Source organism: Paenibacillus polymyxa (assembly GCF_001719045.1).
Taxonomy (GTDB): domain Bacteria; phylum Bacillota; class Bacilli; order Paenibacillales; family Paenibacillaceae; genus Paenibacillus; species Paenibacillus polymyxa_B.
In genome coordinates this window covers 2461258-2485382 of the sequence record NZ_CP015423.1, presented here as the reverse complement: position 1 = coordinate 2485382, position 24125 = coordinate 2461258, and the positions used below count along the sequence as shown (strand labels likewise).

At 43.5% G+C, this 24125-nt stretch carries 26 protein-coding genes; 19 read left to right on the top strand and 7 right to left on the bottom strand.

Annotated features, from left to right (window positions below; translation table 11 throughout):
• From AOU00_RS11105 to AOU00_RS26590, 6 genes are read left to right on the top strand one after another with little or no spacing between them, the layout of a single operon-like run.
• On the top strand, window positions 1-1191 hold the full coding sequence (locus tag AOU00_RS11105) for a hypothetical protein (RefSeq protein WP_061830521.1): 1191 nt from the start codon (window positions 1-3) through the stop codon (window positions 1189-1191).
• Window positions 1192-1250: 59 nt separating this feature from the next.
• A complete protein-coding gene (locus AOU00_RS11100; RefSeq protein ID WP_237166356.1) occupies window positions 1251-2405 on the top strand; it encodes a hypothetical protein in 1155 nt (384 codons plus the stop codon).
• Window positions 2402-3550 (top strand): hypothetical protein, encoded by a 1149-nt coding sequence (locus tag AOU00_RS11095; protein WP_241270825.1) that lies wholly within the window; start codon window positions 2402-2404, stop codon window positions 3548-3550. The genes AOU00_RS11100 and AOU00_RS11095 overlap by 4 nt, the downstream gene beginning before the upstream one ends.
• Window positions 3551-3567: 17 nt before the next feature.
• Window positions 3568-5595 (top strand): polysaccharide deacetylase family protein, encoded by a 2028-nt coding sequence (locus tag AOU00_RS11090; RefSeq protein ID WP_069290629.1) that lies wholly within the window; start codon window positions 3568-3570, stop codon window positions 5593-5595.
• A gap of 21 nt (window positions 5596-5616) precedes the next feature.
• Entirely contained in the window at window positions 5617-7011 is a 1395-nt protein-coding gene (locus tag AOU00_RS11085) for a hypothetical protein (protein ID WP_069290628.1), read from the top strand.
• A 26-nt stretch (window positions 7012-7037) separates the two neighbouring features.
• Complete coding sequence (locus AOU00_RS26590) at window positions 7038-7184, top strand: hypothetical protein (protein WP_165177926.1); 147 nt, start codon at window positions 7038-7040, stop codon at window positions 7182-7184.
• Between the two features lie 388 nt (window positions 7185-7572).
• Here the strand turns inward: AOU00_RS26590 and AOU00_RS11080 are convergent, their stop codons facing one another.
• Window positions 7573-7920 carry a hypothetical protein gene (locus AOU00_RS11080; protein ID WP_025721830.1) on the bottom strand — a complete coding sequence of 116 codons (348 nt, stop codon included), beginning with the start codon at window positions 7918-7920 and terminating at the stop codon, window positions 7573-7575.
• 80 nt (window positions 7921-8000) lie between these two features.
• On the opposite strand from AOU00_RS11080, the gene AOU00_RS11075 reads away from it, so the two are divergent.
• The 12 genes from AOU00_RS11075 (at window position 8001) to AOU00_RS11020 (ending at window position 19738) form a co-directional block, all read left to right on the top strand.
• The gene (locus AOU00_RS11075; RefSeq protein WP_069290627.1) at window positions 8001-9461 is read left to right on the top strand and encodes a lipase family protein; all 1461 of its coding nucleotides are present in this window, start codon (window positions 8001-8003) and stop codon (window positions 9459-9461) included.
• A 38-nt stretch (window positions 9462-9499) separates the two neighbouring features.
• Complete coding sequence (locus AOU00_RS11070; protein ID WP_069290626.1) at window positions 9500-9796, top strand: hypothetical protein; 297 nt, start codon at window positions 9500-9502, stop codon at window positions 9794-9796.
• Window positions 9797-9828: 32 nt separating this feature from the next.
• Entirely contained in the window at window positions 9829-10140 is a 312-nt protein-coding gene (locus AOU00_RS11065; protein WP_013312461.1) for a hypothetical protein, read from the top strand.
• A gap of 384 nt (window positions 10141-10524) precedes the next feature.
• A complete protein-coding gene (locus AOU00_RS11060) occupies window positions 10525-10869 on the top strand; it encodes a hypothetical protein (protein ID WP_013373571.1) in 345 nt (114 codons plus the stop codon).
• Window positions 10870-11044: 175 nt separating this feature from the next.
• Complete coding sequence (locus AOU00_RS11055; protein ID WP_069290625.1) at window positions 11045-12118, top strand: ABC transporter substrate-binding protein; 1074 nt, start codon at window positions 11045-11047, stop codon at window positions 12116-12118.
• A complete protein-coding gene (locus tag AOU00_RS11050) occupies window positions 12118-13047 on the top strand; it encodes a nucleoside hydrolase (RefSeq protein WP_069290624.1) in 930 nt (309 codons plus the stop codon). Before AOU00_RS11055 ends, AOU00_RS11050 begins: the two co-directional genes overlap by 1 nt.
• A gap of 27 nt (window positions 13048-13074) precedes the next feature.
• A complete protein-coding gene (locus AOU00_RS11045) occupies window positions 13075-13896 on the top strand; it encodes an ABC transporter permease (RefSeq protein WP_069290623.1) in 822 nt (273 codons plus the stop codon).
• A 6-nt stretch (window positions 13897-13902) separates the two neighbouring features.
• Window positions 13903-14691 carry an ABC transporter permease gene (locus AOU00_RS11040; RefSeq protein WP_069290622.1) on the top strand — a complete coding sequence of 263 codons (789 nt, stop codon included), beginning with the start codon at window positions 13903-13905 and terminating at the stop codon, window positions 14689-14691.
• Between the two features lie 16 nt (window positions 14692-14707).
• Window positions 14708-15766, top strand: a complete 1059-nt coding sequence (locus AOU00_RS11035) for an ABC transporter ATP-binding protein (protein WP_069290621.1) — start codon at window positions 14708-14710, stop codon at window positions 15764-15766.
• A gap of 28 nt (window positions 15767-15794) precedes the next feature.
• Window positions 15795-17522, top strand: coding sequence for an adenine deaminase C-terminal domain-containing protein (locus tag AOU00_RS11030; protein ID WP_069290620.1), 1728 nt, complete (start codon window positions 15795-15797; stop codon window positions 17520-17522).
• Between the two features lie 422 nt (window positions 17523-17944).
• Window positions 17945-18421, top strand: coding sequence for a Dps family protein (locus AOU00_RS11025; protein ID WP_023990827.1), 477 nt, complete (start codon window positions 17945-17947; stop codon window positions 18419-18421).
• Window positions 18422-18571: 150 nt separating this feature from the next.
• The gene (locus tag AOU00_RS11020) at window positions 18572-19738 is read left to right on the top strand and encodes a nitric oxide synthase oxygenase (RefSeq protein ID WP_069290619.1); all 1167 of its coding nucleotides are present in this window, start codon (window positions 18572-18574) and stop codon (window positions 19736-19738) included.
• Between the two features lie 25 nt (window positions 19739-19763).
• Here AOU00_RS11020 and AOU00_RS26585 read toward each other — a convergent pair whose 3' ends face one another.
• The gene (locus AOU00_RS26585) at window positions 19764-19925 is read right to left on the bottom strand and encodes a hypothetical protein (protein WP_013312451.1); all 162 of its coding nucleotides are present in this window, start codon (window positions 19923-19925) and stop codon (window positions 19764-19766) included.
• Between the two features lie 120 nt (window positions 19926-20045).
• Here AOU00_RS26585 and AOU00_RS11015 point away from each other — a divergent pair, with 120 nt between their 5' ends.
• Window positions 20046-20504 (top strand): hypothetical protein, encoded by a 459-nt coding sequence (locus tag AOU00_RS11015; protein ID WP_069290618.1) that lies wholly within the window; start codon window positions 20046-20048, stop codon window positions 20502-20504.
• Between the two features lie 69 nt (window positions 20505-20573).
• Here the strand turns inward: AOU00_RS11015 and AOU00_RS11010 are convergent, their stop codons facing one another.
• From AOU00_RS11010 to AOU00_RS10990, 5 genes are all read right to left on the bottom strand, one after another.
• Window positions 20574-21011 (bottom strand): AbrB/MazE/SpoVT family DNA-binding domain-containing protein, encoded by a 438-nt coding sequence (locus tag AOU00_RS11010; protein ID WP_061830486.1) that lies wholly within the window; start codon window positions 21009-21011, stop codon window positions 20574-20576.
• Window positions 21012-21196: 185 nt separating this feature from the next.
• Complete coding sequence (locus AOU00_RS11005) at window positions 21197-21916, bottom strand: 3-ketoacyl-ACP reductase (protein ID WP_061830484.1); 720 nt, start codon at window positions 21914-21916, stop codon at window positions 21197-21199.
• Window positions 21917-22036: 120 nt separating this feature from the next.
• A complete protein-coding gene (locus AOU00_RS11000) occupies window positions 22037-22888 on the bottom strand; it encodes a DUF4097 family beta strand repeat-containing protein (RefSeq protein WP_069290617.1) in 852 nt (283 codons plus the stop codon).
• A gap of 4 nt (window positions 22889-22892) precedes the next feature.
• On the bottom strand, window positions 22893-23444 hold the full coding sequence (locus AOU00_RS10995; protein WP_069290616.1) for a DUF1700 domain-containing protein: 552 nt from the start codon (window positions 23442-23444) through the stop codon (window positions 22893-22895).
• Entirely contained in the window at window positions 23437-23766 is a 330-nt protein-coding gene (locus AOU00_RS10990; protein WP_061830478.1) for a PadR family transcriptional regulator, read from the bottom strand. The genes AOU00_RS10995 and AOU00_RS10990 overlap by 8 nt, the downstream gene beginning before the upstream one ends.
• Between the last annotated feature and the right edge of the window lie 359 nt (window positions 23767-24125).

The following is a 24125-nucleotide window of genomic DNA, read 5'->3' as shown; positions in this document are numbered from 1 at the left end:
ATGAAGTGGAAAGAACCAACGTTTGGTGCAACACCTATGTTGAAAGCTTTAACAATTGCTAATGCACACAGGAAAGCAAAGGCTTTTGATCTTGCAGCAGAACAGAAAAAACAAAAACTAAATTACCCCGACTGGACCCACACCTGGCTGCGTAAATACAAAGAAGATTGGTATATTGCTCAAGCCAATGGTGACGAGGTTGGTATGCGTAAAGCGCAAAAGCTGGCAGAAGGCCTTCGAAGCAAGCTCCGCGAAATGGATACGTTCCCCAAATGGGCTCAAGAGCAAATGCAAAAAGAAATCGTTCGTTGGATGACTGCGGAGGCAAGTGGAGATATCAGGGAAAAGCTGGCTGCCGAGAAGGCGGGACGAGCTATACGCGAGAAGCTAGGTCTGATTGATACGAGTACTAAAGCACCACCAGAAGTACCCGTTACCACCGAATCGAAAGATGAAGCTACAAAAACGAACGTAAAGACTCCGGCTGGAAAATGGATACCTGCTGAATTCCAGTATAACGGTAGTTCTGAAGCTGAAAAAACATTCAAAAGGCGCTCATTAAATTTCACCAAAATGAAATGGAATCAGGAAAAGTTGCATGGTTTGTGGGAAGCTACAAAGAAGATACAAGAAACATATGATATTCAGATTGATCCCCGTTTTTTGTTAGCAATTATTATTCAAGAAGGAACTGGCAGTTTTAACACTAGTAGTACAAATAGGGCGGCCGATGGTGAGCATGGTGCTGAAACTAATTATGCTAAAGATTTGATGAAAGCCAATAGCTTAATATTTGGAAAAATATTAGGCTATATATATTATGGTCAGGGATTTAGGCAAGCAGTAGTAAAAAACAATAAATTGAGTGGTATTACAGGCAAAGGAGACGTTTTTCAATACTGTAATTGGTTCACGCCGATTCTTAGAATGAAATCTAAGCGAGTTGAATGTGGTATATACGCTAGCGATAACCGTTGGGGTGAGAATGTGCGGAAAATATACAATACCTTTAGTGGGAATGAAGCTTCTAACTATGAACAATACCTGTTGAGTCTTGATAAAAGTGTAACTCAGAAAATTGCTGCATCCGAAGGTATTAAGCTTCCTAATTTTAAATTTAAACCTACCCAAAATGGTAACGATAGCAGAAAAAATGATACGAGTGAGTGGAGTATCGTCGGTGAAAGATAAATCACAATTCGAAATGAGGAAAAGAAGTGTACAAACCAAGTTACGGTTATTTCATTATAATGCTTATAATGATTTTTGGAGTAACTGCGTGCGGTTCCACAGATATCAATAATTATAAAAGTGAGAAAACAGTTAGCGTCAAAGACCAGAGCACAGGGAACTATCGAGGTGAAAGAGTCGAAAAAGCCCAGAATATTGCATCTGCCGATCCGGAGTCCCTTCAGGACGACGACTTTGAAGTCTCATATCGATCACATAAGATTGATAAGAATACGGATATTAAAGAACTTATCCATAAGTGGGGTTACAGTGAAGGATTTGAAGCTAACAATAGAGGATATAATAGTGGGAATGGAACATATAGAAGATGGAGTCTGTCCTATCCTAACTATGAGGAGCCAGAAATAAGATTTGTAGTTTTATCTAAGATTGAACTTGAAGGGGAGGAACTGGTGGATGGTGAAAGCTATTTAGTAGCCGTGAGTTTGGAGAATCCTAAGTTTAAAACAAAAAGAGGCTTGAAGATCGGTGATACCCTTGGCAAAGTGCTACAGCTCTACGGCAAACCGAGTATTGTAACAAATGGGAGTCTGCTTTATTCCAAGAATGGCTTACATTTGAGGATTCAGTGGGATACTGAAACAGAAAAAGTAAATAATATCTTCATAGAATATAATATGGAGAAATCCGTAAAGCAGCAACGTAGTGCTGACTATGTAGAAGAAGGTGCTCAGCCCGACCCTGATCTGGAACCTTATACTATTCAAAGAGAACAATCATTTACCACCACTCTTAATGGATGGGGAGAAGTAAAGTTTATATCCACTTTAAAAGATGAGGATACGGATGATCTGATTCAAGCAAAGTTTTTTTTGGAAGCCAACGACGAGAAGCATGTGGAAAACAAGATCCTGTACGAATTCCCCGAATTTTATGGTAACAACGGTAAAATGATTGATAGGATCAAGGCAGTAAGTTTTAAGGATTTGAATCAGGATGGACGTACAGATATTGTTATTATTGCTGATTATATCACCGGAGTTAATGCACACGGAATAGAGACTCTACCTGTCGCGGGGATTTACTTTCAGAAAAAAGATAACACATACACTACCCAGCCTGAATTGGATAAAAGTATCAATCAAACTGGACATAACCGAACACTTCAAAATGTCATTCAATACGTAAACAAACAACGAATAAACGTACAGTGATTAATACAAAAAGGGAGTTTTTTGAAATCAACTTTATAAAACAAAATAAAATACTATTTTTAATATTGTTATTTAGTCTGCTATTGAATGGATGTTCTGAAAAGCCTACGAATGAGAAGAAACAGGCAGTTGAGCCCATCAAACCTAGCACTCAAGTGATAGAGCAAAAAGTTGTGACTGAACCAGAGTCTGCTGCTCAAGAACAAGATCGAAATAGCAATATTGTGAATCCGGTAAATAAAAGAAATGGAAATTACACCACAGATTCTAACACATTAGATCAGTTTATAAAGAAAATCCAACCCCAAAATGAGCAGCTTCAAAAAATAATAAAAGAAGATTTGGACCATGATGGAAAGCCGGAATATGTGCTTGCTTTTGGATTAGAAAAAGAGGAGATTTACAACATATTTGTAGTCCGGGAGGATGAGGGTTATCACATCATTGATAAACTAGAGGACCCGGTTATAGTTGTGCATCTAAATACTGATGTGAAAATCATGAAGCTGGATCAAACAGACCAAAAATTTATCGTAGTATATTCCACTAGCGAAGTGGATGAGGCCGAAGGATTCTCTATATTTACTTTAGACCATAACCGAATTAACAATCTGAATTACAATTATCCAGAAGCAACAGGGCAAGGAAGCAGGAAGCTAGAGGACATTAATAAAGATGGTGTTTTTGAGGATGTGAGTTACTACCGTTTTCAGGATACTCAACAACATACGATAATAACATATCATAAATTCGACAGCACTGGACCCGAAAAAACAAAAGTCCTATATGAAAATAAGAATAAAAAATTTGTATATCCCACGGTTCCTAAAGATATTATCCAAAATTATTTGGAAGATTATTATCTTATGAATCGCTTCTTGATACACTTGCCTGAAATGGCGGAATTCACTGCGTTGTCAGCAAGTCCGAAAAATCATTTTGAAGATATCATAGATTTTTCCGCTATGGACTATACAGGATTAGACTTGAATGTAAAAGAGATTGCTTATGAGGCTAATCAGCGGGTGTTTTTGGTAAAGAGTAGCTCAGAAGAAGAGGAATCAAACCAAGGACTTCTATTTACATTAGAAAAGCAATCAGGCAAGTGGAAGATTATGAGTATAGAGATGAATGATAAATTGTAGAAAGTGTGATATCCAGCATGAATTACTTGAAGTACGGGCGAGCTTCTTGCGTCCTGTTATTACTCATTTCCTGTGTAGTGCTGAATGGGTGCATGAAGGGACAGGATTCTCCAGCAACTGAAACAACTCATGCACTTTCTCTCCAAAATGACGATAAAACGATTACCTATTCGAAAAAGCTGGACACGTTAGTGAAAAAACTCCATATAGTCAACGATGAAAATAAGGATTCTGATACCAGACAAAATAAGCTTGAGGAGTTCATACAGGAACTTAATTCGTTGTTAAACGAGCCTGAAAGTGTAGAGATGAAGGATGAAGAATTAGTAGAAAAGTTCGAGAATAATCTCATTATCTTAACAAAATCGTTTCCGTTAAAAAGCGGGCAGCTAAACGTTAGGGTTATGAATTATAGAGCACCTAAAACGGTGACAGGTACGATCGGAGATAAATACACATTTATTCAGTGGTGGAGTACGAAACGACTTGTACATGCCCAGATGATTGAGGATGGCGGGCCAGAATTGACTACAGACTTCGTGGTTCGGGATTCAGACAAGGGAATACAGCTGTGGTTAGGGGGATATGTCTCCATATATCATCCAGACCCCGTATTTGTTGATTTGTGGGAGTTGTCTGGACAAAAGTGGACGGAGAAAGGCATAAATGTAGGTAAGATGAAGCTCCCGGATGCGTGGGAATTGAACAAGGATATGAATGAGCCCATTATTTTAGAGAGTCGACAACATGATAGCATAGGTATCGAGGTTTTAGACCACGGCGATGGTTTCTTCATAAACAGTGATGATTCTGAACAGAACCTTATCATTGAGTTCTCCAAAAGTGGAGAAGTCCGTATTGATTCCGAATATAGCAACGCCTTGAATACTCATAGTGGACGGCAAAGCTATGAACTCATTCAAGAGGAATATTCAAAAAATGGGATCGTGATTAAATACCCTCAAATTATAAAACTCAAGGATATTGCAAAGCAGAAATCTTTAAACAAAATTCTTAAGGCTGATGCTTTAGAAGGATTACAAAACTATGCGGATTCCAATTCTGGAGTCCATGTCGAAATTGATTATGAGATCAAACGACAGAGTGAACGATTCTTGAGCGTTCAATATACGGGTATTCGTTATGTGAAGGACGCAGCCTATCCTAGTCATATGTTTTATACGACGAACCTGGATATGAAGCAGGCTTCAAGAATAAAATTGAGGGATCTGGTAAAGGTCGAGAAATCTTTTATTGAGCTTATAAAAAGCGGGAAGATTACAGCTGTTCAGCCGGAGCAACAAGGGTTAATTGGTGATTTCACAAAAGATGATTTGATTCAATTGTTAACAAATGCGGATGTAACCAAAGGTTCGCCTGCGGAAGCAGAAATGGAATCGTTTAGTTATCTCACAAATGATTCGTTGGGGATGAGTGTACCTATGGCACATGTGGTAGGGGACCATGCGGAGTATGAAATTCGTTTTGCACAAATTCCAGAGAATATTAGGCAAAATGAGGAACTATGGAGTGAGTTAAGTTCTGTTGAGGATCAGTCTGTTTCCACAGTTGGCGGTGAAAAGTTGAATACTGACCAATATGAAATTGAAGAGTCGCAGTCTTTTCAAACTACTTTCGAAGGCTTTGGGAAAGTACGGTTTGTATCGACATATGGGTATACGGAAGGTTTTCGTAAATTCTTTTTCTTCCTATTGGATGACCAAGGACATATTCTGTATCCATTCCCCGATTTCTACGGGAACCGTGAGTGGGTTGCACGTTACGGAGGAGTAGAAGCAGTGGCCTTCAAGGATGTGAATAAGGATGGATTGAAGGATGTTATCATCATTGCCGATGTTGACAACGGGATTCATGGATCTGGTAGAGTTGATGAATTCCCTATAGCGGACATATATTTTCAGAAGGAAAATAAAACCTTTATCACGCTCCCTGAATTAGATGAGGCTCTCAACGATCAGGGACATAATCAAACCATTAAAGATGTCATTCAATACGTAAGCAAACAACGGATAAAGGTAAACTAACCGACATAGAGGAGCGGTAACATGGGATATCCAATCATCAAGTATAATGGAACAGTTTTATCTCTTAAAAATCCGAAAGTTAAAGTTGTACAGAAAATGAATGAGCATGTGAAAGTCTTTTTGACAGGTGTGTTAACGGGTGCTCAAATGGAAGAGTATACAGATCATATGGAAGCAGGGGCGAAGTTAGTTGTTTCTTATATGAATGACGATCATAAACAGATTGTGCTATTTCGAGGGCCAGTCACGCAGTTCAGAATCAAGTTGGTGTCCAATGTAGCTCATTTGGTTGTCGAAGCTCTATCTTATACAAGCCAGATGGATGAAATACCTCATAGACAATCTTTTCAAAATGTAAAGATGAAGCTGCAAGCATTGCTTGAACACGTGCTCAAATCCTATCCCAAAGCCAATTGTACGAGCCGGTTGAAGGATCAGCTTCTACAGGAATTTACGATGCAATTCGACGAAACGGACTGGTCATTTCTAAAACGTATAGCGTCTCGGATTGGTTGGGGACTGACACCTGATCCGATTGGAGACAAACCGCAGTTTTATTTTGGATTACCGGATGGTGTCAATCAAGGTGAACTCAAACAGTATAACTACTCGATGACCAGAAAAACCAAGCCAGGGGCCAGCAAGGAAGACAACCTTTTGTATTACAAAATACAAACGACAGGGGCCAAAGATGTTCTGCTGCATATTGGCGCAGAAGTCAAGTTCAAAGGGAAAGCCTTATACGTCCTGCAGTCTGTTGCGTTTATACGACATAGTGCTTTGTGGCATGAATATGTGCTGACCACATCGGATGGAATGAAACAGGATTTGATTGTAAATGAGAGCATTCGTGGCACCTCGCTGAAGTCCAAGGTTATTGGAATTGAAAAGGATCATGTGAAGGTTTTCTTTTATGAAATGGACAAGGTCAAGCCTAACGTCAAGGAAACCTACGCTTTTCCAACGGCTACATTTTATACATCGGAAGGGAATACCGGATGGTACTGCATGCCAGAGCTGTTTGACTTTGTAGATATCTACTTTCCGACCTCTACAGAAAAAGACGCTATTGTAACTCACTCGATCCGCAAGAGATCCAAAGGCGGTGACTTTATTAAGGACCCGTCGACGAAGATCTTTATGACCAAGTACCGCAAAGCCATTATATTTGAGAAAAATGAAATTTTAATTACGGGGAACGACGATGAAGTGGTGATTCGATTACTGGATGACCATGGAATTGAACTGCGAAGCAAAAAGGATATTCGTGTAAAAGCCGACGGGAACCTGGTGTTCAATGCGGGTAACACAATACAGGTCACCGCGAAGGATGCTATCGGTTTAAAATGTAAAACGAGTTTGGTAGAAATGGATGGTAACATCAAAATGACTGGAGAAAAGATAAAGACGCAATAACTAAAACCACCAAGAGAGGGTAAACCATGGCTAAAGTAACTACAGGAGCAATCGTGAATGAGAAACCGCCTACCCAAGAAGACATGATACAAGAGTGGAAACGTAAAATAAGCAAAGGTGAATATCCTTTTATTCATGTAACTAAGCATAGCGCCCAAAGTGAAGAGCGTTAAATATGTTTAGCAACAAGTAAATAAGGCTCCTAAGGAGCCTTATTTGAGTTTGATGATCTATACCCTTTTAGCACTGTTATGTAGCCGTAAAGGTGAATTTTATTAACTACATTTGTCATTGCATACTCTTTATAATAGTACAAATTAAAAATGGTGTTCATCTATGCAATTTTCCCCTAACATACAGTTACAAAGACCTATTCTACATAAACTATGTACTGTGACCAGATATACTGTATCCAATGACTTTATACTTATTTTTCCTCTCGGCTATATCGCTCGCAAAAAGGATGCACTATAATTATACTACTTCTTAATTTGGGAAAAATTAGACTTTAACATAGATAACAAATATGTTGAAAGTGAAATGCTCGATGAGTATCCCTTCTCAGGAAGAAGGGGTCTTGTATTTGGGGACTTCACTGTCGATAAACCAATCTGGCCCGGAGACGTCAATCACTTCTTTGGTTTTATAATTATAGTAGATGGTAATTTTGTTGTCTTCGTGGCCTTTAATGTACCCATATAGATAGAGCCTGGAGTGGACAGCAGGATCATCCACAGCATAATCCTTTAATATGAAATCGGCATTATAGTGTTCTTTAATAAACTCCACACCGATGGGAGTGGCGACGTCTACTAATTCTTTTTTCTCTTTGTCGGACAAGCTGGAACAACCTCCTAAATACATAATAATTAAAATAAGTGCCAGAATCAGTGGGATTTTTCTGTTCAAGTTACAATTCTCCTTTTCTGGTAATCACCTTTTTTCATAACTCTATAATATATTTACACAATAGACAAGGTGGGAATAACTTGACCTACACTAACGATAAAACATACTGGACCATTGCGGATAAAGTTTATGACCGGGAGTTGACTGCTAAAGATTCTAAAAGCAGAATTCTTCCTGACTGGAAGATTGTTGAACCTGAAGGAGCTATGCTGCATGATACGAACGGTTCTGGATTCGATGCGACTGTATTCCTTAACGAGAAGACCAATCAGGTGATCATCGGTTATAGGGGGACAGAACCTCCGAATCGACCCAAGTGGAGCGTGGCGATGGACTGGGGAACGGATTTCAGCGATGTCGTCGGAGGACGCGCGAAAACGTTGGAAGAAGTCCATCAATATTATGAAAATAATAAGACAGAGGTGGCTAAACTCCCACCACAAGTGCAAAGCGCATTTCTTCAATATGAGGAGAAGTACCAGAATAATCAATTTACACAAGCTGAGAATCTATATGATGTTGTAAAAAAAGAGTATCCCTCTGCTGAAATAACGACCACAGGCCATTCTCTGGGAGGAGCGGAGGCAGAATATGTGGCGGTGCGGAACGGACTGACATCAGTCGCTTATAATCCACCAAGCATTGTACATCTATTACCGGATGATCTTCAAAAGAAGATGGAAAATGGCGATTTTCGAAAGACGAATGTCGCTTATGTCAATCCGAAAGATACTATCGGTTCGGGAGCTAATGATGCACAGCCACATGTGGGCACAACCTACTTTATAGACAATGATTATAAGACGGCTAATAAAGCCAAAATCACTATTCCTGTTTCATTACCAGTCGAAAGAGAAAATAAGTGGGCTAACTTTTTTTTTGGGCCCAAATGGTCTCCCATTGTGTATGTCCCGATTACGTTGCCTATGATGCAGCAAGATCCGATTACAAAGTTCTATAATTCGGTATTTGGAGAAGCGACGCATAGCATGGATCATTTCACATTTGATGAAAACGGCAATATCAGCAATCCACTGTACACCATGGACGGTCAATTGGTGGAAGGCAATCCACGGGTGCAGGCATACGAGCAGATGCTGGCCGCGCGAGCAGAGCTCAAGGAAGTCATGGGCGATCTGGTTGAACGTTACGGTGGACAAATGGGGGCCTTCGGGCAGTTTGCTGCTAATGCACTGGGAGTGAATATCCTTGGAGTAGGACAACAGAATGGTCGCTCCAATGGCGGTGCATATTTTGTAGGCAACAAAAATGGGGGCACAATTCAATTAACACCTGAGGAGCTAAAGCATGCGGCTAACCAGATGCGTTCCAGCCTGCATGGATTTTCTAGCGATACCCGAGCATCCATCCAGTTATTTCAGGCTCATATCGGGACAAGTGAAAGTCAGTCTTTGACCCCAATTGCGCATAGTGCAACGGCAACACTGGATCGGATCAATCGTTGGTATCAGGAATCGATTACAGAGATAGCAGAGTATATCGATCGCAAGGGCCAGGAATTTACGATGGTGGATCAATAAAAAGAGCAGCTGGAAGAACACAACGGGAGGCAAAAGAGATGAGTAGAATATCTTTGAGCCTGGGGGATCTGCGTAGGGCTGTACAGCAGTGCGAGCAGCTAAAGCAAAGACTTCAGCATCAGGAGCAGCAGATGAGAAATATATATGGTCGTCTGCAAGACTGGAGGGGCGAATCGGCTGCTGAATTAACACGTAAAATGGAGACGTTTCTCCAAGGTACAACTGTACGAATACAGGAATTGGACGATCATAAAGAGCAGTTGAAATGTTATATTCGGAAAATGGAAGAAGCTGATCGGCGTGAGGAGAGACGCAAACGGGCTGCACAATGGTGATACAGGCGGACTGCAATAGTTAGGAGAACATCATGAAAGATCAAAATGCATTTGTCATTTTACTTATATTGAATATCGTTTATGGCTTAACGCTATTTGCCTATCCGGCCATGCTGATGGTGGTCGTATTTTCTTTCGATGCACCAACAGCTGGAGATTATCTCATCAGTTATATTTTTGCCTATGTCATAATGAGCTACCCGATAGGAGTATTTATTTCATGGAGCTGTTGGTATTTTTATCATCGTTATGCTTTTAAGAAGGCGTATATCATAGCTAACTTTATGCTGCTGTGGCCAGCTACTCTTGTAGTGTCCTCGTGGATTCAATCGGCTTTTTCTTGAAGGGGTTCCCATCTGGCCAGTCAGCTACATAACATAAAAAAACCGTACAATCGCTAGGGGGCTCCCGCGGGGTACGGTTAAATGCGTTTAAATAAAAACTACATATATAGTAGTAGAAAAAAATATTCTCCCAGAGAGGTGACGATAACGACTTTGTAGTCTACTTTAATTTTCCTGCGGGGAATATAGCAGTGTTTGAAAACTTAAGGGTTAGACGAAAAAGTGTAAAAATGTTGAAAAGCTACAAAGTTCGACATATTGTTCGCTTTTTCGCATCATATGTTATTAGATTAGGGATTTTTGTTTGCTATTTATCGTATATTTATGTATAATCTATCGTGTTGAAAGATTGATTGTACGTAATATGCTGATGAGGGTGGGTTCATGACGCTGCTCGACAGTAACGAAAGCAAGAAGCGGATGTGCCAGATTTACAATGAAGTTTCAAAGGAACTGTTCGGCTTCGGGACCACGCTGCTGCGGGCCACCGTTGAGAACAACATTGTTACCTTTGTGGCGAAGCACCGGCGTTCTCCACGCTCGGCGGCATTGGAAGTGGAAGCCCCCGGCTTGAAGCTGGAAGTGGATTTCCGAATGTCCATGCTGTACAAGAAGAGACTTCGCGAGAAGCTGATTGAGGATATGGAGCTCGATATAGAAGCTTTACTGCGTGATTATGATTCAGCAACGCAGTGGGCAATTACGAACATCATACTGAAAGAATCCTAATAAAATTGGATATTCGGCTTTTCGCTTCGGATCTATCTGAGGGGAGAACCTGTTATAACGCGCAGCGGGATCAACTTATTCTTTGTTTACGAAGAAAAGTATTCTTGTTTTACAAGAGTACTTTTCTTTTTTGTGTCATAAGGTGTGCATAATAAAAAAATAGGGGGAGTTTCATATGAAAAAATGGTTTAAAGGGTTTATGGCTGTGACCTTGGCATCCGTGGTACTGGCAGGTTGCGGCAGTAATGCTACTGGTGGTCAGACAGATGGAAAAGATGGCTCAGCTGGTGGGAAAAAGAAACTAGTTATTTCCACATGGGGCTTCTCCGAGGACTTTTTTAACAAAGAAGTGTACGAGCCTTTTGAAAAAGAACATAACGTTGACATTGTGGTCGAAATTGGAAATAACGCGGAACGGTTGAACAAAATCAGTCAAGGCAGCACAGACGTCGATCTGATTTATCTGTCTGATTATTATGCTCAACAGGGAATCCAACAGGGATTGTTTGAGAAGCTGGATCGCAGCAAGGTGCCGAACCTGAACCAAATTTATGATATTGCCAAAGCGCCGCTGGGTGAGGAGTATGGTCCTGCTTATACGGTCGGGCGTCTCGGTATTGCCTATAATCCGGAGCTGGTGAAAAAGAATGTGACCTCTTGGGCTGACCTGTGGGGAACTGAGTTCAAAGGAAACGTGACTTTGCCGAATATTACGGCGACTGCCGGACCGATGATGGTAGATGCAGCCTCCAAGGTAGCGGGTAGTAAGGAGTTTAATGAAGACCAAGCCTTCGAAAAACTGAAAGAGCTGAGTCCGAATATCGTTAAGTTTTATAGCAAAACGTCCGAGTTCGTGAACATGTTTAGTCAACAAGAAATTGCGGGCGGTCCGATCATGGAAATGTACTTCAAAGATTTGCAGGCGGCTGTGCCAGGAGCAAAATTTGTAGCTCCTAGTGAAGGTGCTTACGCAGTCATGAACACGATTAATGTAGTGAAGGGCTCCGACCAGAAGGAGCTGGCTGAGGAATTTATCAACTGGCAGCTGAGCAAGGAAGTTCAAGAAAAATCCGCCAAGGCGAAGGTTGATTCTCCGGTGAACACGCAGGTGGTACTGTCGGGTGCGGATACAGAAGGAATTACGTACGGTACAGATGTAGTGAACAAGTTGACCAAGCTGGATATGAAGTTCGTTAACGATCATATCAAGGCATGGACAGATCGCTGGAACCGGGAAGTAGCACAGTAATGAAAAAGGTCATATTAGATGTAGATACGGGCATTGATGATGCGTTGGGTATTTTACTGGCCGCCAAAAGTGGTCAGTTGGATATCCAAGCGATTACTACAGTATGCGGTAATGTCTCACTTAAACAAGCAACATTGAACACATGCAAAATCCTCGACCTTTTGGATAGACCGGATATTCCGGTTTATCGGGGGGCGGAGGCTCCCTTAATACGTAAAGGTCTGCACGAGCACCGTGTCCATGGAGAAGACGGCATTGGAGGTGCATTGAGTGGAGTAATCCCAGCAATGTCTGCATCCGAAGGTTTTGCGCCGGATATCATCATCGATACCGTGATGGCTCACCGGGGGGGAGTGACGCTCATTTGCACCGGGCCGCTCACCAATTTGGCACTGGCGCTGCTGAAGTGTCCCGAACTGACGGATCACGTCGATGAGGTCATTTTTATGGGCGGTGTTATTCACGGGTGCGGCAATATTACACCTGTAGCGGAGTACAACATGTATGCTGACCCTGAAGCCGCACGCATCGTATTTCATGCAGGATTTGGTCGGTTGATACAGGTGGGACTGGATGTAACACGGAAGGCTCTGCTGACTGCCGATCATATTGCTCGTCTGTCCCATCCTGCAATTCGTAATTATGTAGCTGAAAGTACGGCTGTTTATACCAAGCGTTATGAAGAACGCAACGGGGTAAAAGCGTGTGCGCTTCATGACCCGCTTGCCGTAGGTGTCGCATTAAATTCGAGGTTAGTAGATACCTCGTCGTTGTATGTCGACGTGGAAACCTCCAGTCGTATATGTGACGGACAAACGGTGGGCGATGTGCAGAACCGCCTTAATCATAGCCCCAATATGAATGTGTGCGAACAGGTGGACAGCGAAGCTTTTCTGGAGCTGTTTATCCAGGTGCTGAATAAGGAATAACATTTTGATAACCGCAAGGAGCTACCCATGAAGAAAACATACTTGTATTGGCTGCTGCTGCCAGGTCTGCTCTTTCTGGCGGTGTTCATGGTCATTCCGATTGTGTTGACGATCGGTTCGACCTTCGTACAGAACAGCTCATTCACCCTAGAAGGCTATCTCCATTTCTTCAAGGACCCTTATTTTCTGAAAATATTGCTGACTACGCTGGAAGTCAGTGTCGTAACGACACTCGTGTGCGTATTACTCGGCTTCCCGACGGCTTATTATATTTCGCAAAAGGCCCCGCGTCGTAAAGGTATTTTACTTGCGCTGGCTATCTTTCCCTTATTGACGAGTCCGGTGGTGCGGTCATTCAGCTGGATGGTCATTCTGGGTCGCAAGGGGCTGTTAAATAACGTGCTCATCGGTTTAGGACTTGTAGATGAGCCGCTGAATATTTTGTACACCCCGACAGCGATGATTATTGGTCTGGTTCATTTGTTTTTACCGCTGATGATTATTTCACTGATTGGTGTGCTCGAAAATATCGACGGTGATCTTGTTCATGCTGCTCAGAGCCTCGGGGCTTCCAGATTCAGCGCATTTCGTAAAATCGTATTTCCGCTGTCTGTGCCGGGCCTGATCATTGGAAGCATTCTCGTTTTCGTAGGTAGCCTGACTGCATATACGACACCAGCACTACTTGGAGGAAAACAGCGGGTTATCGCTACATTTTTGTATCAGAACGCGATGACGCTAAACGACTGGTTTTTAGCTTCTGTTATTGCAACAATTATGATTGTTATTACATTTATCGTGGTCGGTCTCTTAAATAAGGCGGCCCATAAACTCAATCCGAAGGGGTAGGTGGATATGCGGGAGAAACATTACGGACTAGGCTTCTTTAGCCTGCTGGTCTTCATCTTTCTGCTCGGTCCGCTGTTGATCATATCGGTCACTTCTTTCGAGCCGGGCACGGTATTAAAATTTCCTCCGCAGGGCTTTTCTTTGCGCTGGTATGAAAATATTTTTGAAGTGGATTTGTTTATGTCCACGTTCAAAACGTCCATTGTCGTCTCTCTGCTAGGAAACATCTCGGCACTGCTGATTGGTATGCCTGCCGCCTATGCACTTAGTCGCTTTTCGTTTCGCGGGAAGGATGCGCTGAATGCTTTGTTCCTTTCCCCGTTGCTTATACCGGGTATCGTTCTTGGTTTTACACTGCTGCGCTATTTGATCATTGTTTACCATTTACCAGTATATGCTGGATTATTGATCGGACATACGGTGATTATGTTGCCGTTCATTATTAGAGTCATTGCATCCAGTTTGTCTAACTTTGATTTTGCGATTGAGGAAGCAGCGCTTAGTTTGGGGGCTGGACGGCTGGAAACCTTTTTCAAGGTGGTTCTGCCCAACATCCGCTCAGGTATTATTGCGGCTATCCTGATTGCCTTTCTGGAATCATTCAACAATGTCGACATCTCCGTCTTCATGACAGGACCGGGCTTCAGCACCCTGCCCATTCAAATGCTGACTTACGTCGAAAATTATTTTGACCCGACGATTGCAGCGATTTCGGTTATGCTGATGATTTTAACCGGTATCCTGATGTTCTTGATTGAACGACTGATGGGATTGTCTTACTTCACTAAAAGGTAATGGAGGCTTCAACCTTATGGCACTGCTTACTCTGGATCGCGTATCGGTCGCTTATGACAACCAACTGATCTTGCAAGATTTCGATTTGCAGCTCGAACGGGGGCAATTGCTCTCGTTGCTCGGACCGAGTGGTTGTGGCAAAACGACCACACTTCGTCTCATTGCAGGATTTCTCGAAGCTAAACAAGGAACATTTTTGTTTGGCGATAAGGATTATACTCGGGTTCCGGTAAATAAACGGAACTTCGGCTTTGTATTCCAAAGTTATGCACTCTTCCCGCATTTGTCCGTTTTTGATAATGTTGCCTTTGGTCTGCGGTTACGTAAGGTAAAGGAAGATGATGTGAAACGTCGCGTTATGACCATGCTGGATACGGTTAGCCTGGGGGGATTCGAAAAACGTTTCCCCGGTGAATTGTCAGGTGGACAGCGTCAACGTGTTGCGATTGCGCGAGCGCTTGTGATTGAACCCGATCTGCTGTTGTTTGATGAACCTCTGAGTAACTTGGATGCTAACCTGCGTGTAAATATGCGTGTGGAAATCCGCCGCATTCAACAGGAACTGGGCATCACTACTGTGTATGTATCGCATGATCAGGAGGAATGTTTTTCGATTTCTGACCAGGTTGCGATTATGAATAAGGGGAACATCGAACAATTAGATGCTCCATCGACCATTTTTAAATATCCGACGACCGAATTTGTCGCCCGTTTTATTGGGTTTAATAATTTTCTAAGCTTTGACGAGCGTACTGATGAAGGGGATCGTATTCGACTGAATACAGGCGATCTTTCGTTCGGCGTAGCGCGTAATCAGGGTACTGCCCAACCGGGTGCTCGTCAGGGCGCTATTCGCCCGGATGATTTGGTCATTCGAACAGAAGGCAACGAGACAGGGGAAAATGAGCTTCCCGGTATTATTAAAGTAAGTACTTACCTGGGGCGTAGCTATCAGTACGTGGTAGAAACGGCGAAAGGCAACTTTACGGCTAATCAGGAAATGGATACGCCTTACCTGAGTGGTCAACGGGTTACCCTGCATTTTCCGGCAGATAAAATGGTGCTGGTCCAATAATCAGCGGGTTCGATGAAGGAGATACATCATGCGTGCAGACAAAATGATTTTACAAGTTAAGGTGTATAACAGTTACTACAAGACGTTCGAAGAAGGTAATGTAGCTATACTTAATGGCAAGTTTATGTATATCGGTCAGCGTGGTCTGGAGTCTTTCGAGGCTGCTGAAATTGTCGAAGGGCATGGGAAATATATGATTCCCGGCCTGATCGACATTCATTTGCATATCGAGAGTACCATGGTGACACCGGCGACTTTTTCCTATGGGCTGATTCGCAATGGGGTAACGACGATTGTACCGGAACCGCACGAAATGGCGAATGTTTTCGGATTGGAAGGCATTCAGGAAATGATGGAAGCCAGCAAAGATTGCGTGGCTGATATGTTCTACGGCATTCCAAGCTCTGTCCCGGCAACGCCGCTCGAAACCTCAGGGGGCGAGATTGGTATTCCCGAGATTGATGCGCTACTGCAAACCGGCGAAATGATCTGTCTGGGTGAAATTATGAACTATGTGGATGTCATTCGTGATCCGGAGAGCAAGACGAATCGCATCTTACGCCATGTTCGTGAGCACTATCCGGAGCTGATCATTGAAGGCCATACGCCGCAGTTGCTTGATCTGGACCTGCATCAGTTGATCTATGCGGGAATAGGCTCGGACCATACTCACCAAAGTATTGAAGGTATGAAGGCGCGGATGGCTGCCGGAATGTTTATTGAAATCCAGGAAAAATCCATGACCCCTGAAGTGATGGACTATCTTATTCAGGAAGATGTGGCACAACATTTTTGCTTCGTAACGGATGATGTGATGCCAGACTCTTTCGTAGAGCGAGGGCATCTGAACCATATTGTAAGTAAAGCAATCGGAATGGGCATGAAGCCTGAGGATGCTATTTATGCAGCTACGTTTACTCCTGCTGCACGGATGCGAATGCATGACCGCGGAACAATTGCACCGGGAAAAATAGCTGACTTTGTACTGCTGTCCGATCTTGGTCAATTTGATGTGGAGCAAGTCTATAAGGACGGACTCAAGGTATTCGATAAGTTCGAGGAATACCATCAAGCACCGATAAAAAGCCGCTTCCCCGCCCATTTTTATCAAAGTGTGAAGCTCAATCCGCTCACGGAACAGGATTTTACGGTAAAGATGGATGTAGCTGATGGCACACATCAATGTCGTATTATGATGGTCAAGGATGGCTCTACTTTTACGAGCGAACGGATTGCACCTGCACATGTGGAGCAGGGTGAACTGGTATGGGAACATGGTGAACATGGACTCATCGCTACGTTTGAACGGTATGGAAAGAATGGCAACCGTGCTTACGGTTTGATCGGGGGAGATACGATTAAACGTGGGGCAGTGGCAACCACCTATTCGCACGATAACCATAACTTGCTGGTCGTAGGGCATAACAAGCAAGATATGATACTGGCTGCGAATACGGTTCTATCCAGCCAAGGTGGCTTTTGCGTAGTTGAAAATGGCAAGGTGCTGTCCCATTTGCCGTTAACCGTAGGCGGGATTTTAACAGAAGGACCGCTGGAAATGGTTGCGGCCCATGTGAAGGAGCTTCGTTCAGCCTTGCTGTCGCTGGGCTACCGCCATTACAATCCAATCATGTCGCTGAGTACGCATTCTTTGCCGGTCAGCCCGGCCTTGAAGATTACCGATCACGGCCTGATTGATGTAAATGCAGGCAAGGTTGTATCCTTAATCGTGGAACCTTCAGAGATGCAAGAATAAAAAAAGAGCCGACCCTCTTACGGGTCGGCTCTTTTTTTGTCGTGGCTAGGTATGAGGTAGTAGGTTATGGACTTTGCCTACAATACAGATACTTTAGCAGACAAAATTAACATCTTCTTTACTCCTATTGATGTAACCTATGTATAAAAGATAAATAAGTCTTGGTCTGGATATCCTATTGCCTATAGAGTTGTTTGATTTACAATCAATTCACGTAATCTTCATGATTAAAACCGAATAAAGACTTGAAAAACATCGACATAGTGTTATAATTAAAACAGGATTTAGATTAAGTCTAAATTAATTAGTAAATATTTATTGGATTCACGCATGGGATTTTGAAGAAAATCAGACACTACTGTTAACGAGTATCCAAGCTTTACACCAACTATATTTTGATTGAAACGAGAGGGGATTTTAACATGAGTACATTAAATCATACGAACGCACCTACACAAGAGGCTATTCAAGAATTGCACAAGGCATTGAATCGTCAGGTAGCTACCTGGTCTGTATTGTATACGAAACTGCATTATTTCCACTGGTATGTGAAAGGACCTAAATTCTTCACACTGCATGCTAAATTTGAAGAGCTTTACAATGAAGCAACAGCTAATCTAGATACGATTGCTGAACGTTTGTTAGCTATTGGTGGCCGTCCGGCTGCGACCTTGAAGGAGCATTTGCAACTTTCAGCTATTCAGGAGTCTGCAGGTGAGCAGACAGCTGACGATATGGTGAAGTCCGTTGTTGCTGATTTTAAAACCATCACTGTTGAACTGGCTAATGGGATGGAAGCAGCGGAAGCAGCACAGGATAAAGCGACAGAGGATCTTCTTAACGGCTTGAGAGAAGCAATGGATAAACATATCTGGATGCTGAGTGCGTATTTGGGATAATTAGTTGGTGTATATTTCCATGTATATGGAGATCAGGTGAACAAGATACACATCCCGTTGGTTCCAGTCTGCCACTGGAGTATAATGACGAGAAGGCGTGGAAGACCACGGGCTCTTGAGTCATGGAGCTGCCGGGATGGGGTGTATGTTATGGAAGTAAAACAACAGCTTTTGCATGAAGCGGAGCAGTTTATATATACATGTTATGAGGAGCTGGGCCGAAGCCGCGATGAAGCGGAAGCCCGGCTTCTTAATATTCGTTACGACATAGAGGCTACGGGAACGTATGATCATACTTACGAAGAGCTGGAGCACGGAGCGCTCATGGCTTGGCGCAATAGCAATCGTTGCATCGGGCGCTTATTTTGGGACAAGCTTTTGGTCAGGGATGCGCGGGGCGCATCAGATGCGACGGAGGTGGTCAGCGAGCTACTGGAGCATATACGCATAGGAACGAATGGCGGTAAAATTAAGCCAACGCTTACTGTATTTCGTGCCTCCAAGCCGGGGCAGCCGAATATCCGCATCTGGAACCATCAACTCATTCGTTACGCTGGATATGAAACCGATCAAGGGATCATAGGAGAACCTGCCTCGGTGGATTTTACCAATGCTTGTAAAGACATGGGCTGGCAAGGGGCGATGACTCCTTTTGATATATTGCCACTGGTTGTGGAAGCAGGCGGACGGTCTCCAGAGCTATTTGATATTCCTGAACATTTGGTGATGGAAGTAGCCATTGAGCATCCAGAACTTTCGGGTTTCGCTTCCTTGGGATTACGTTGGTATGCCGTGCCTATGATTGCGGACATGACGCTGGAGATTGGCGGTATCATCTATACAGCGGCTCCCTTTAACGGCTGGTATATGGGAACAGAAATCGGCGCCCGTAATTTTGCGGATACCTTCCGCTATAATATGTTGCCACAGGTGGCTAAGCTGATGGGGCTGGATACGACGAGTGAAACAACGCTTTGGCGTGATCGGGCGCTAGTGGAATTGAATATTGCTGTGCTGCATTCTTTTAAAAAAGCGGGAGTCAGCATTGTCGACCACCATACCGCAGCGGCACAATTCAAGCTGTTTGAGGAACGAGAAGCCACGGCTGGGCGCGCACTGACAGGCAATTGGACATGGCTGATCCCCCCGCTATCCCCGGCGACAACGCATATTTTTCATAGTTCCTATGATAATCGGCTTGTGAAGCCGAATTTCGGAGTTCAAGACAAGCCGTATACGTCGAGACAGGCTACTAGTACAGCAACAGACACAGTGCTTCAGCAGAAGCGCCAAGGCTGCCCTTTTCATTCCGGATAACGATGGGAATGACCTAATGGCTGGATTAGGACTCCAGCTTATCCCATGCAACGATAAAAAGGGTAGCCAGTGGCCCTATTAATAGGGAGAGCAGAAACCAGTTTAGCCCGCTCCGATTTTTGGACTGTGCCAAGCCGGCATTAATCAGGGCAAGCGTTCCCCAACCTATATAATAATCTTCTGACATGGTATTCTCCTTTGTAAAAAGGTATAATATCGTACTGTATATGGTATGAACACATCCATGATTTCATAAGTTTAAAGTAAATATAACTTTATATATCCTGGTTTGAGGAGCGAAGCTAAGTTGGAAAGAAATCAGGCAGAGCGCATTGTCGCTAAGCTGTTGGAACGGGCTGCTATAGGTGTGACAGTCAAGCTGGAGAAACGTTTTCCTGGTGGAAGGCTGATTGGGGGCAAGTATGCCATGAATGCTCACGCCATTACCATGTATACGGACGTTATCGAAACACAGTGTTTACAGATGTTCGGCAGCGTTGATCGAGTTGAGGAGTATTTTACGGTTGTGCTTGCACATGAGATCGGGCACGCCGCCGATACGGAATTAGTGGACCTCTCCGATGCGTTGGAGCAAGAGAACGGGATAGGGACCCGGCAACGACTTGCGCTGCAAATTGAAGAAAACGCATGGAATTATGCGCTTAGACTGGTGCCTGAAATAGAAGCAACGTTTATTTCTGCCGTAATAGACGAGTCCTTGCTGGCCTATCGGGTCCCGGTTATAGAGCAGTCCGACATTGCGTAACGATGATGATCCAAGAGCCGTCAGGCTCTTTTTTTGTTGATTAGAACAGACGAGATCGGGTCGGATGATTTAAAGAAGTAGCTTTTTAAGCTGTGACACGCGTCCCTGGGATAGTTCGAGCATTTCGGCTAATTCTTTTTGAGATACATTAGGATGCTCCTGCATGAGCTGTTTTAGTTTATTCAGGAGATCATTCTGATTTCTGTAACTCCTTCTTTTCTTGGGCTGGACAGGACGGGATTCATTCAAATGACTGGAAGGATTATCGCTCTTCAGATTTTCAATACAACTTTTACATATCAGATGATCCCTAAAATAGCTCAAATGATCTACGGCACCACAAAAATAGCAAGAAACCCCCGTATACTTGCGAATCATCAGTCCCTCTGGGGTAATAAAAAAATCGAGGGCATCTCCAATATTAATATTCATAGAATTGCGCAGCTCCTTGGGCAGCACAATGCGGCCCAAATGGTCTAATGGCCGTGTCATTCCTGTGTTCTTCATCATTTTTCCCCTTTCCTGAAATGCGCTTATAGTTGTAGGAATTGTATGTATATATGCTGGAAGTACAAAGCGCTTATATTACAGTTTGTTTTGGTATAGCTATGCTGAAAAAAAGCTCCGGCATGACGAACAATTACGTCTGCCGGAGCATTGTACAGCCAATGAATCTAAGATGTCATGTCGAATTACTGTGGGTTGGTTGTCCAAATACCGGCTACTTTTAATTGAACCCGTGGAGGCAGTTTCAATGCGGCTAATGTCAGATCGGCCAAATCCTGCGGTTGAAGCATGCGATCCTCATCACCAATAGACAATCCTGCGTTTGCCGCCAGTTCTGTATTGACAGTACTTGGAGTCAGCGCGGTGACGCGAATATTCGATTTGCGAACTTCCTGCATCAGTGCTTCCGTGAAGCCCATCAAAGCAAATTTGGATGCGCAATATGCCGAGCCTGTTGCAAAACCTCGTTCTCCTGCCGTCGAGGAGATATTAATAATGTTTCCGCTCTTTTGTGCCAGCATGCTTGGAAGAGCAGCATGTGTAACATAATAGGTTCCCATCAGGTTTACGCGAATAATACGTTCCCACTCTTCGGGGTCCATATCTGCGACTGTGCCAAAGGTAGCAATGCCTGCATTGTTGATCAAAATATCGACAGCGCCCAATTCGTGTTCCAGTGAAGCTACAGCGGCAGCGGCCTGTGCGCGATCCGATATATCTGCAACAGCACTCACCACTTTCACGCCGTATGTACTCCCCAGCGAATCCTGCAGCTTTTGCAGGTCAGTCAATGTTCGTGAGATTAATCCCAGGTTAACGCCTTCCTTGGCTAAAGTTTCGGCAATTGCTTTACCGATTCCTTTGCTGGCTCCTGTAATAATGGCTGTTTTATTCTTAAGTTCCATCCAGTCTCCTCCTTTTCACTCCATAACGTGGTTGTGCATGTGAGCACATGGTTTCATTATACAAGGTTAAACTCATTGAACCAAACTTCGCCTCTGATGAGGTATTCATCTAGAGGTCTCCTATTTGGAAATATTAATATCCCCTGAGGTGGTTTCTACCTTTATCACGTTCACACTACCGGGAACAGATTCGGGAGTATCTATACTCCCAGAGTCAGAGTGGACATTATAAACACCTTTAAAATCGGGAGCTTGTTTAATCTTCACGTCACCAGAATCAGCATTCACTTCCAAGTTGGCTACGGCGCGTTGCGTAATATTTGTCTCCCCTGAGGTTAGGGAAATAAGGCCATTACCGCTATAATCGCGGATGGTAACATCGCCTGAAGTAAGCTTCAACTCCATATCTGCTGCAAGCTGACTGGCTGTAAAATTGCCGGATGTTAAATTTGCGATCAGGTGGGTACTTTGGAGGTTTGTAATCTCGGCAGTGCCTGAAGTAGCGGTGATGGAAGTATTCTGCACGGAGGCATCTTGAAGTTTTACATTCCCTGAATGTGCATCTACCTGTAGGTCAGTTAGTGTTTCGCCGGAGGGCATCTCTACGGTAATCGTTTGATCCAAATCAGGGGTGATCGAAAGAAATGACAAGGAAGCGGCCGGCTCCGATTGAATCGTAAGCTTACCGTTCTCAATTCGGGCATTATGAATTTGGTCGGCTACCTTTGTCTGAACTTCTCCACTAATGCGTATCGCACCTTGGTCGCCAGAGCCGGGAGTAAACAAAATAGAGACATCATCAGAACTGTCCACTTTCAGCTTCTGTAGCTGACCACGTGTGAACGTCCATTTTTTGTTAATCGCAGTTGTTTCCTTCATGACTTGTTGACTCCATGGGGCACCGTAAGCCACCATTCCGGCTACACCGATCACAATGCACAGACCTGCTGCAATAAACCACTTTTTATTCATGTTGTTAGTAAGCTCCCCTCAGGGTAGTCTGATTCCATTTCCAGTATCGTACTGTGCCTTTGACCATAAGGAGTAAGAGATAACGTACTCCAGGCAGCAGCAATAGACCTATACCCGTCAACGTGATAGAGAAAAAGAATTTGGCCGGGTAAAAGGTGCTGTTCAGCGCATAATCAGTAACGGCGAGAAGGGGGGCTGCAATGAAGCTGACCGCTACCACGGTCAATGAAACCCATACTACCCATAGGGTAGCCATAATCGGGATGGAGATCAGCAAGTTGAGAAACAGCAGTCCTAAGAAAGTAAAAAGATTGCGTGCGAAGCTTCCCTGGCGAAGCGGAGGAGAAGCGTTCCAGGCTGCATTAGGATCATCCAACGCTTCTCGGGCAATATCCTCTGGGTTACCCAGCTCATTGGCAATCTCACTTTCGCTTTTTCCATTGACCAACCCGTAGTCAAAATGCTGGCTCAAATCACTAAGCAGCTCATTGCGTACCTCTGCAGGGAGAGGAGAAAGACGCTGCTCCACCTCTGTAAGAAACTGTTTTCTATTCATCGGAATTTCCTTCCTCCAGTAGGCTTGCGACATGATGGACAAAATCATTCCATTCCCGCGTAAGTATTTTTGTATAATGGCTTCCAGTATCAGTCAGCCGATAATATTTACGGGGAGGCCCCTCGGTCGATTCCTGTAAATACGTTGTGCAGTATCCTTCTGATACCAGACGGCGAAGCAGTGGATATAGGGCTCCCTCAGCTACTTCAATATGACGGGAGACGGCTTGAGCCAACTCGTAGCCATAACGGTCTCTGCGTCCAATTAGAACTAGAACGCACAGTTCCAGTACCCCTTTTTTGAATTGGATGTTCACATTCACGAGCGGTGCTCCCTTCCTGGATGTTATCAATGATTCATAGGTGTCGTTCGGAATAAGGGGAAGAAACGTGTGTTTGTGCATAATTTGTCACGGGTACTAATTATAGAACAGTAGTCAGGTATAATTTAACATCATGTACTGATTAATGCAAGGTACTAAATTTTTAATAATAAAATATTTGTGCCGAAATGGGCAGATTTTCTTTCTTGAAGGCTTTATTGAATAGCGAATGTTGTAGAAAAAAGTAGTTTCATTTGGAAATTCCTCGAAATCTGGCTGGAAGCCCAAATAGGATGCCGCTTTAATTTCATTCATTAAAATGATAGATTGTAAAGTATTCAATAGGGTTAAAGATTACT

Bases quoted from the DNA above. Each gene is read 5' to 3' on its own strand.
- AOU00_RS11065 (WP_013312461.1), top strand. From the start codon at position 9,829: ATGAAAGATCAAAATGCATTTGTCATTTTACTTATATTGAATATCGTT.
- AOU00_RS11045 (WP_069290623.1), top strand. From the start codon at position 13,075: ATGAAGAAAACATACTTGTATTGGCTGCTGCTGCCAGGTCTGCTCTTT.
- AOU00_RS11090 (WP_069290629.1), top strand. From the start codon at position 3,568: ATGAATTACTTGAAGTACGGGCGAGCTTCTTGCGTCCTGTTATTACTC.
- AOU00_RS11055 (WP_069290625.1), top strand. From the start codon at position 11,045: ATGAAAAAATGGTTTAAAGGGTTTATGGCTGTGACCTTGGCATCCGTG.
- AOU00_RS11010 (WP_061830486.1), bottom strand. From the start codon at position 21,011: ATGAAGAACACAGGAATGACACGGCCATTAGACCATTTGGGCCGCATT.
- AOU00_RS11085 (WP_069290628.1), top strand. From the start codon at position 5,617: ATGGGATATCCAATCATCAAGTATAATGGAACAGTTTTATCTCTTAAA.
- AOU00_RS11100 (WP_237166356.1), top strand. From the start codon at position 1,251: ATGCTTATAATGATTTTTGGAGTAACTGCGTGCGGTTCCACAGATATC.
- AOU00_RS11060 (WP_013373571.1), top strand. From the start codon at position 10,525: ATGACGCTGCTCGACAGTAACGAAAGCAAGAAGCGGATGTGCCAGATT.
- AOU00_RS11105 (WP_061830521.1), top strand. From the start codon at position 1: ATGAAGTGGAAAGAACCAACGTTTGGTGCAACACCTATGTTGAAAGCT.
- AOU00_RS11000 (WP_069290617.1), bottom strand. From the start codon at position 22,888: ATGAATAAAAAGTGGTTTATTGCAGCAGGTCTGTGCATTGTGATCGGT.
- AOU00_RS10995 (WP_069290616.1), bottom strand. From the start codon at position 23,444: ATGAATAGAAAACAGTTTCTTACAGAGGTGGAGCAGCGTCTTTCTCCT.
- AOU00_RS11035 (WP_069290621.1), top strand. From the start codon at position 14,708: ATGGCACTGCTTACTCTGGATCGCGTATCGGTCGCTTATGACAACCAA.
- AOU00_RS11005 (WP_061830484.1), bottom strand. From the start codon at position 21,916: ATGGAACTTAAGAATAAAACAGCCATTATTACAGGAGCCAGCAAAGGA.
- AOU00_RS26585 (WP_013312451.1), bottom strand. From the start codon at position 19,925: ATGTCAGAAGATTATTATATAGGTTGGGGAACGCTTGCCCTGATTAAT.
- AOU00_RS11040 (WP_069290622.1), top strand. From the start codon at position 13,903: ATGCGGGAGAAACATTACGGACTAGGCTTCTTTAGCCTGCTGGTCTTC.
- AOU00_RS11025 (WP_023990827.1), top strand. From the start codon at position 17,945: ATGAGTACATTAAATCATACGAACGCACCTACACAAGAGGCTATTCAA.
- AOU00_RS11020 (WP_069290619.1), top strand. From the start codon at position 18,572: ATGGAAGTAAAACAACAGCTTTTGCATGAAGCGGAGCAGTTTATATAT.
- AOU00_RS26590 (WP_165177926.1), top strand. From the start codon at position 7,038: ATGGCTAAAGTAACTACAGGAGCAATCGTGAATGAGAAACCGCCTACC.
- AOU00_RS11050 (WP_069290624.1), top strand. From the start codon at position 12,118: ATGAAAAAGGTCATATTAGATGTAGATACGGGCATTGATGATGCGTTG.
- AOU00_RS11070 (WP_069290626.1), top strand. From the start codon at position 9,500: ATGAGTAGAATATCTTTGAGCCTGGGGGATCTGCGTAGGGCTGTACAG.
- AOU00_RS11030 (WP_069290620.1), top strand. From the start codon at position 15,795: ATGCGTGCAGACAAAATGATTTTACAAGTTAAGGTGTATAACAGTTAC.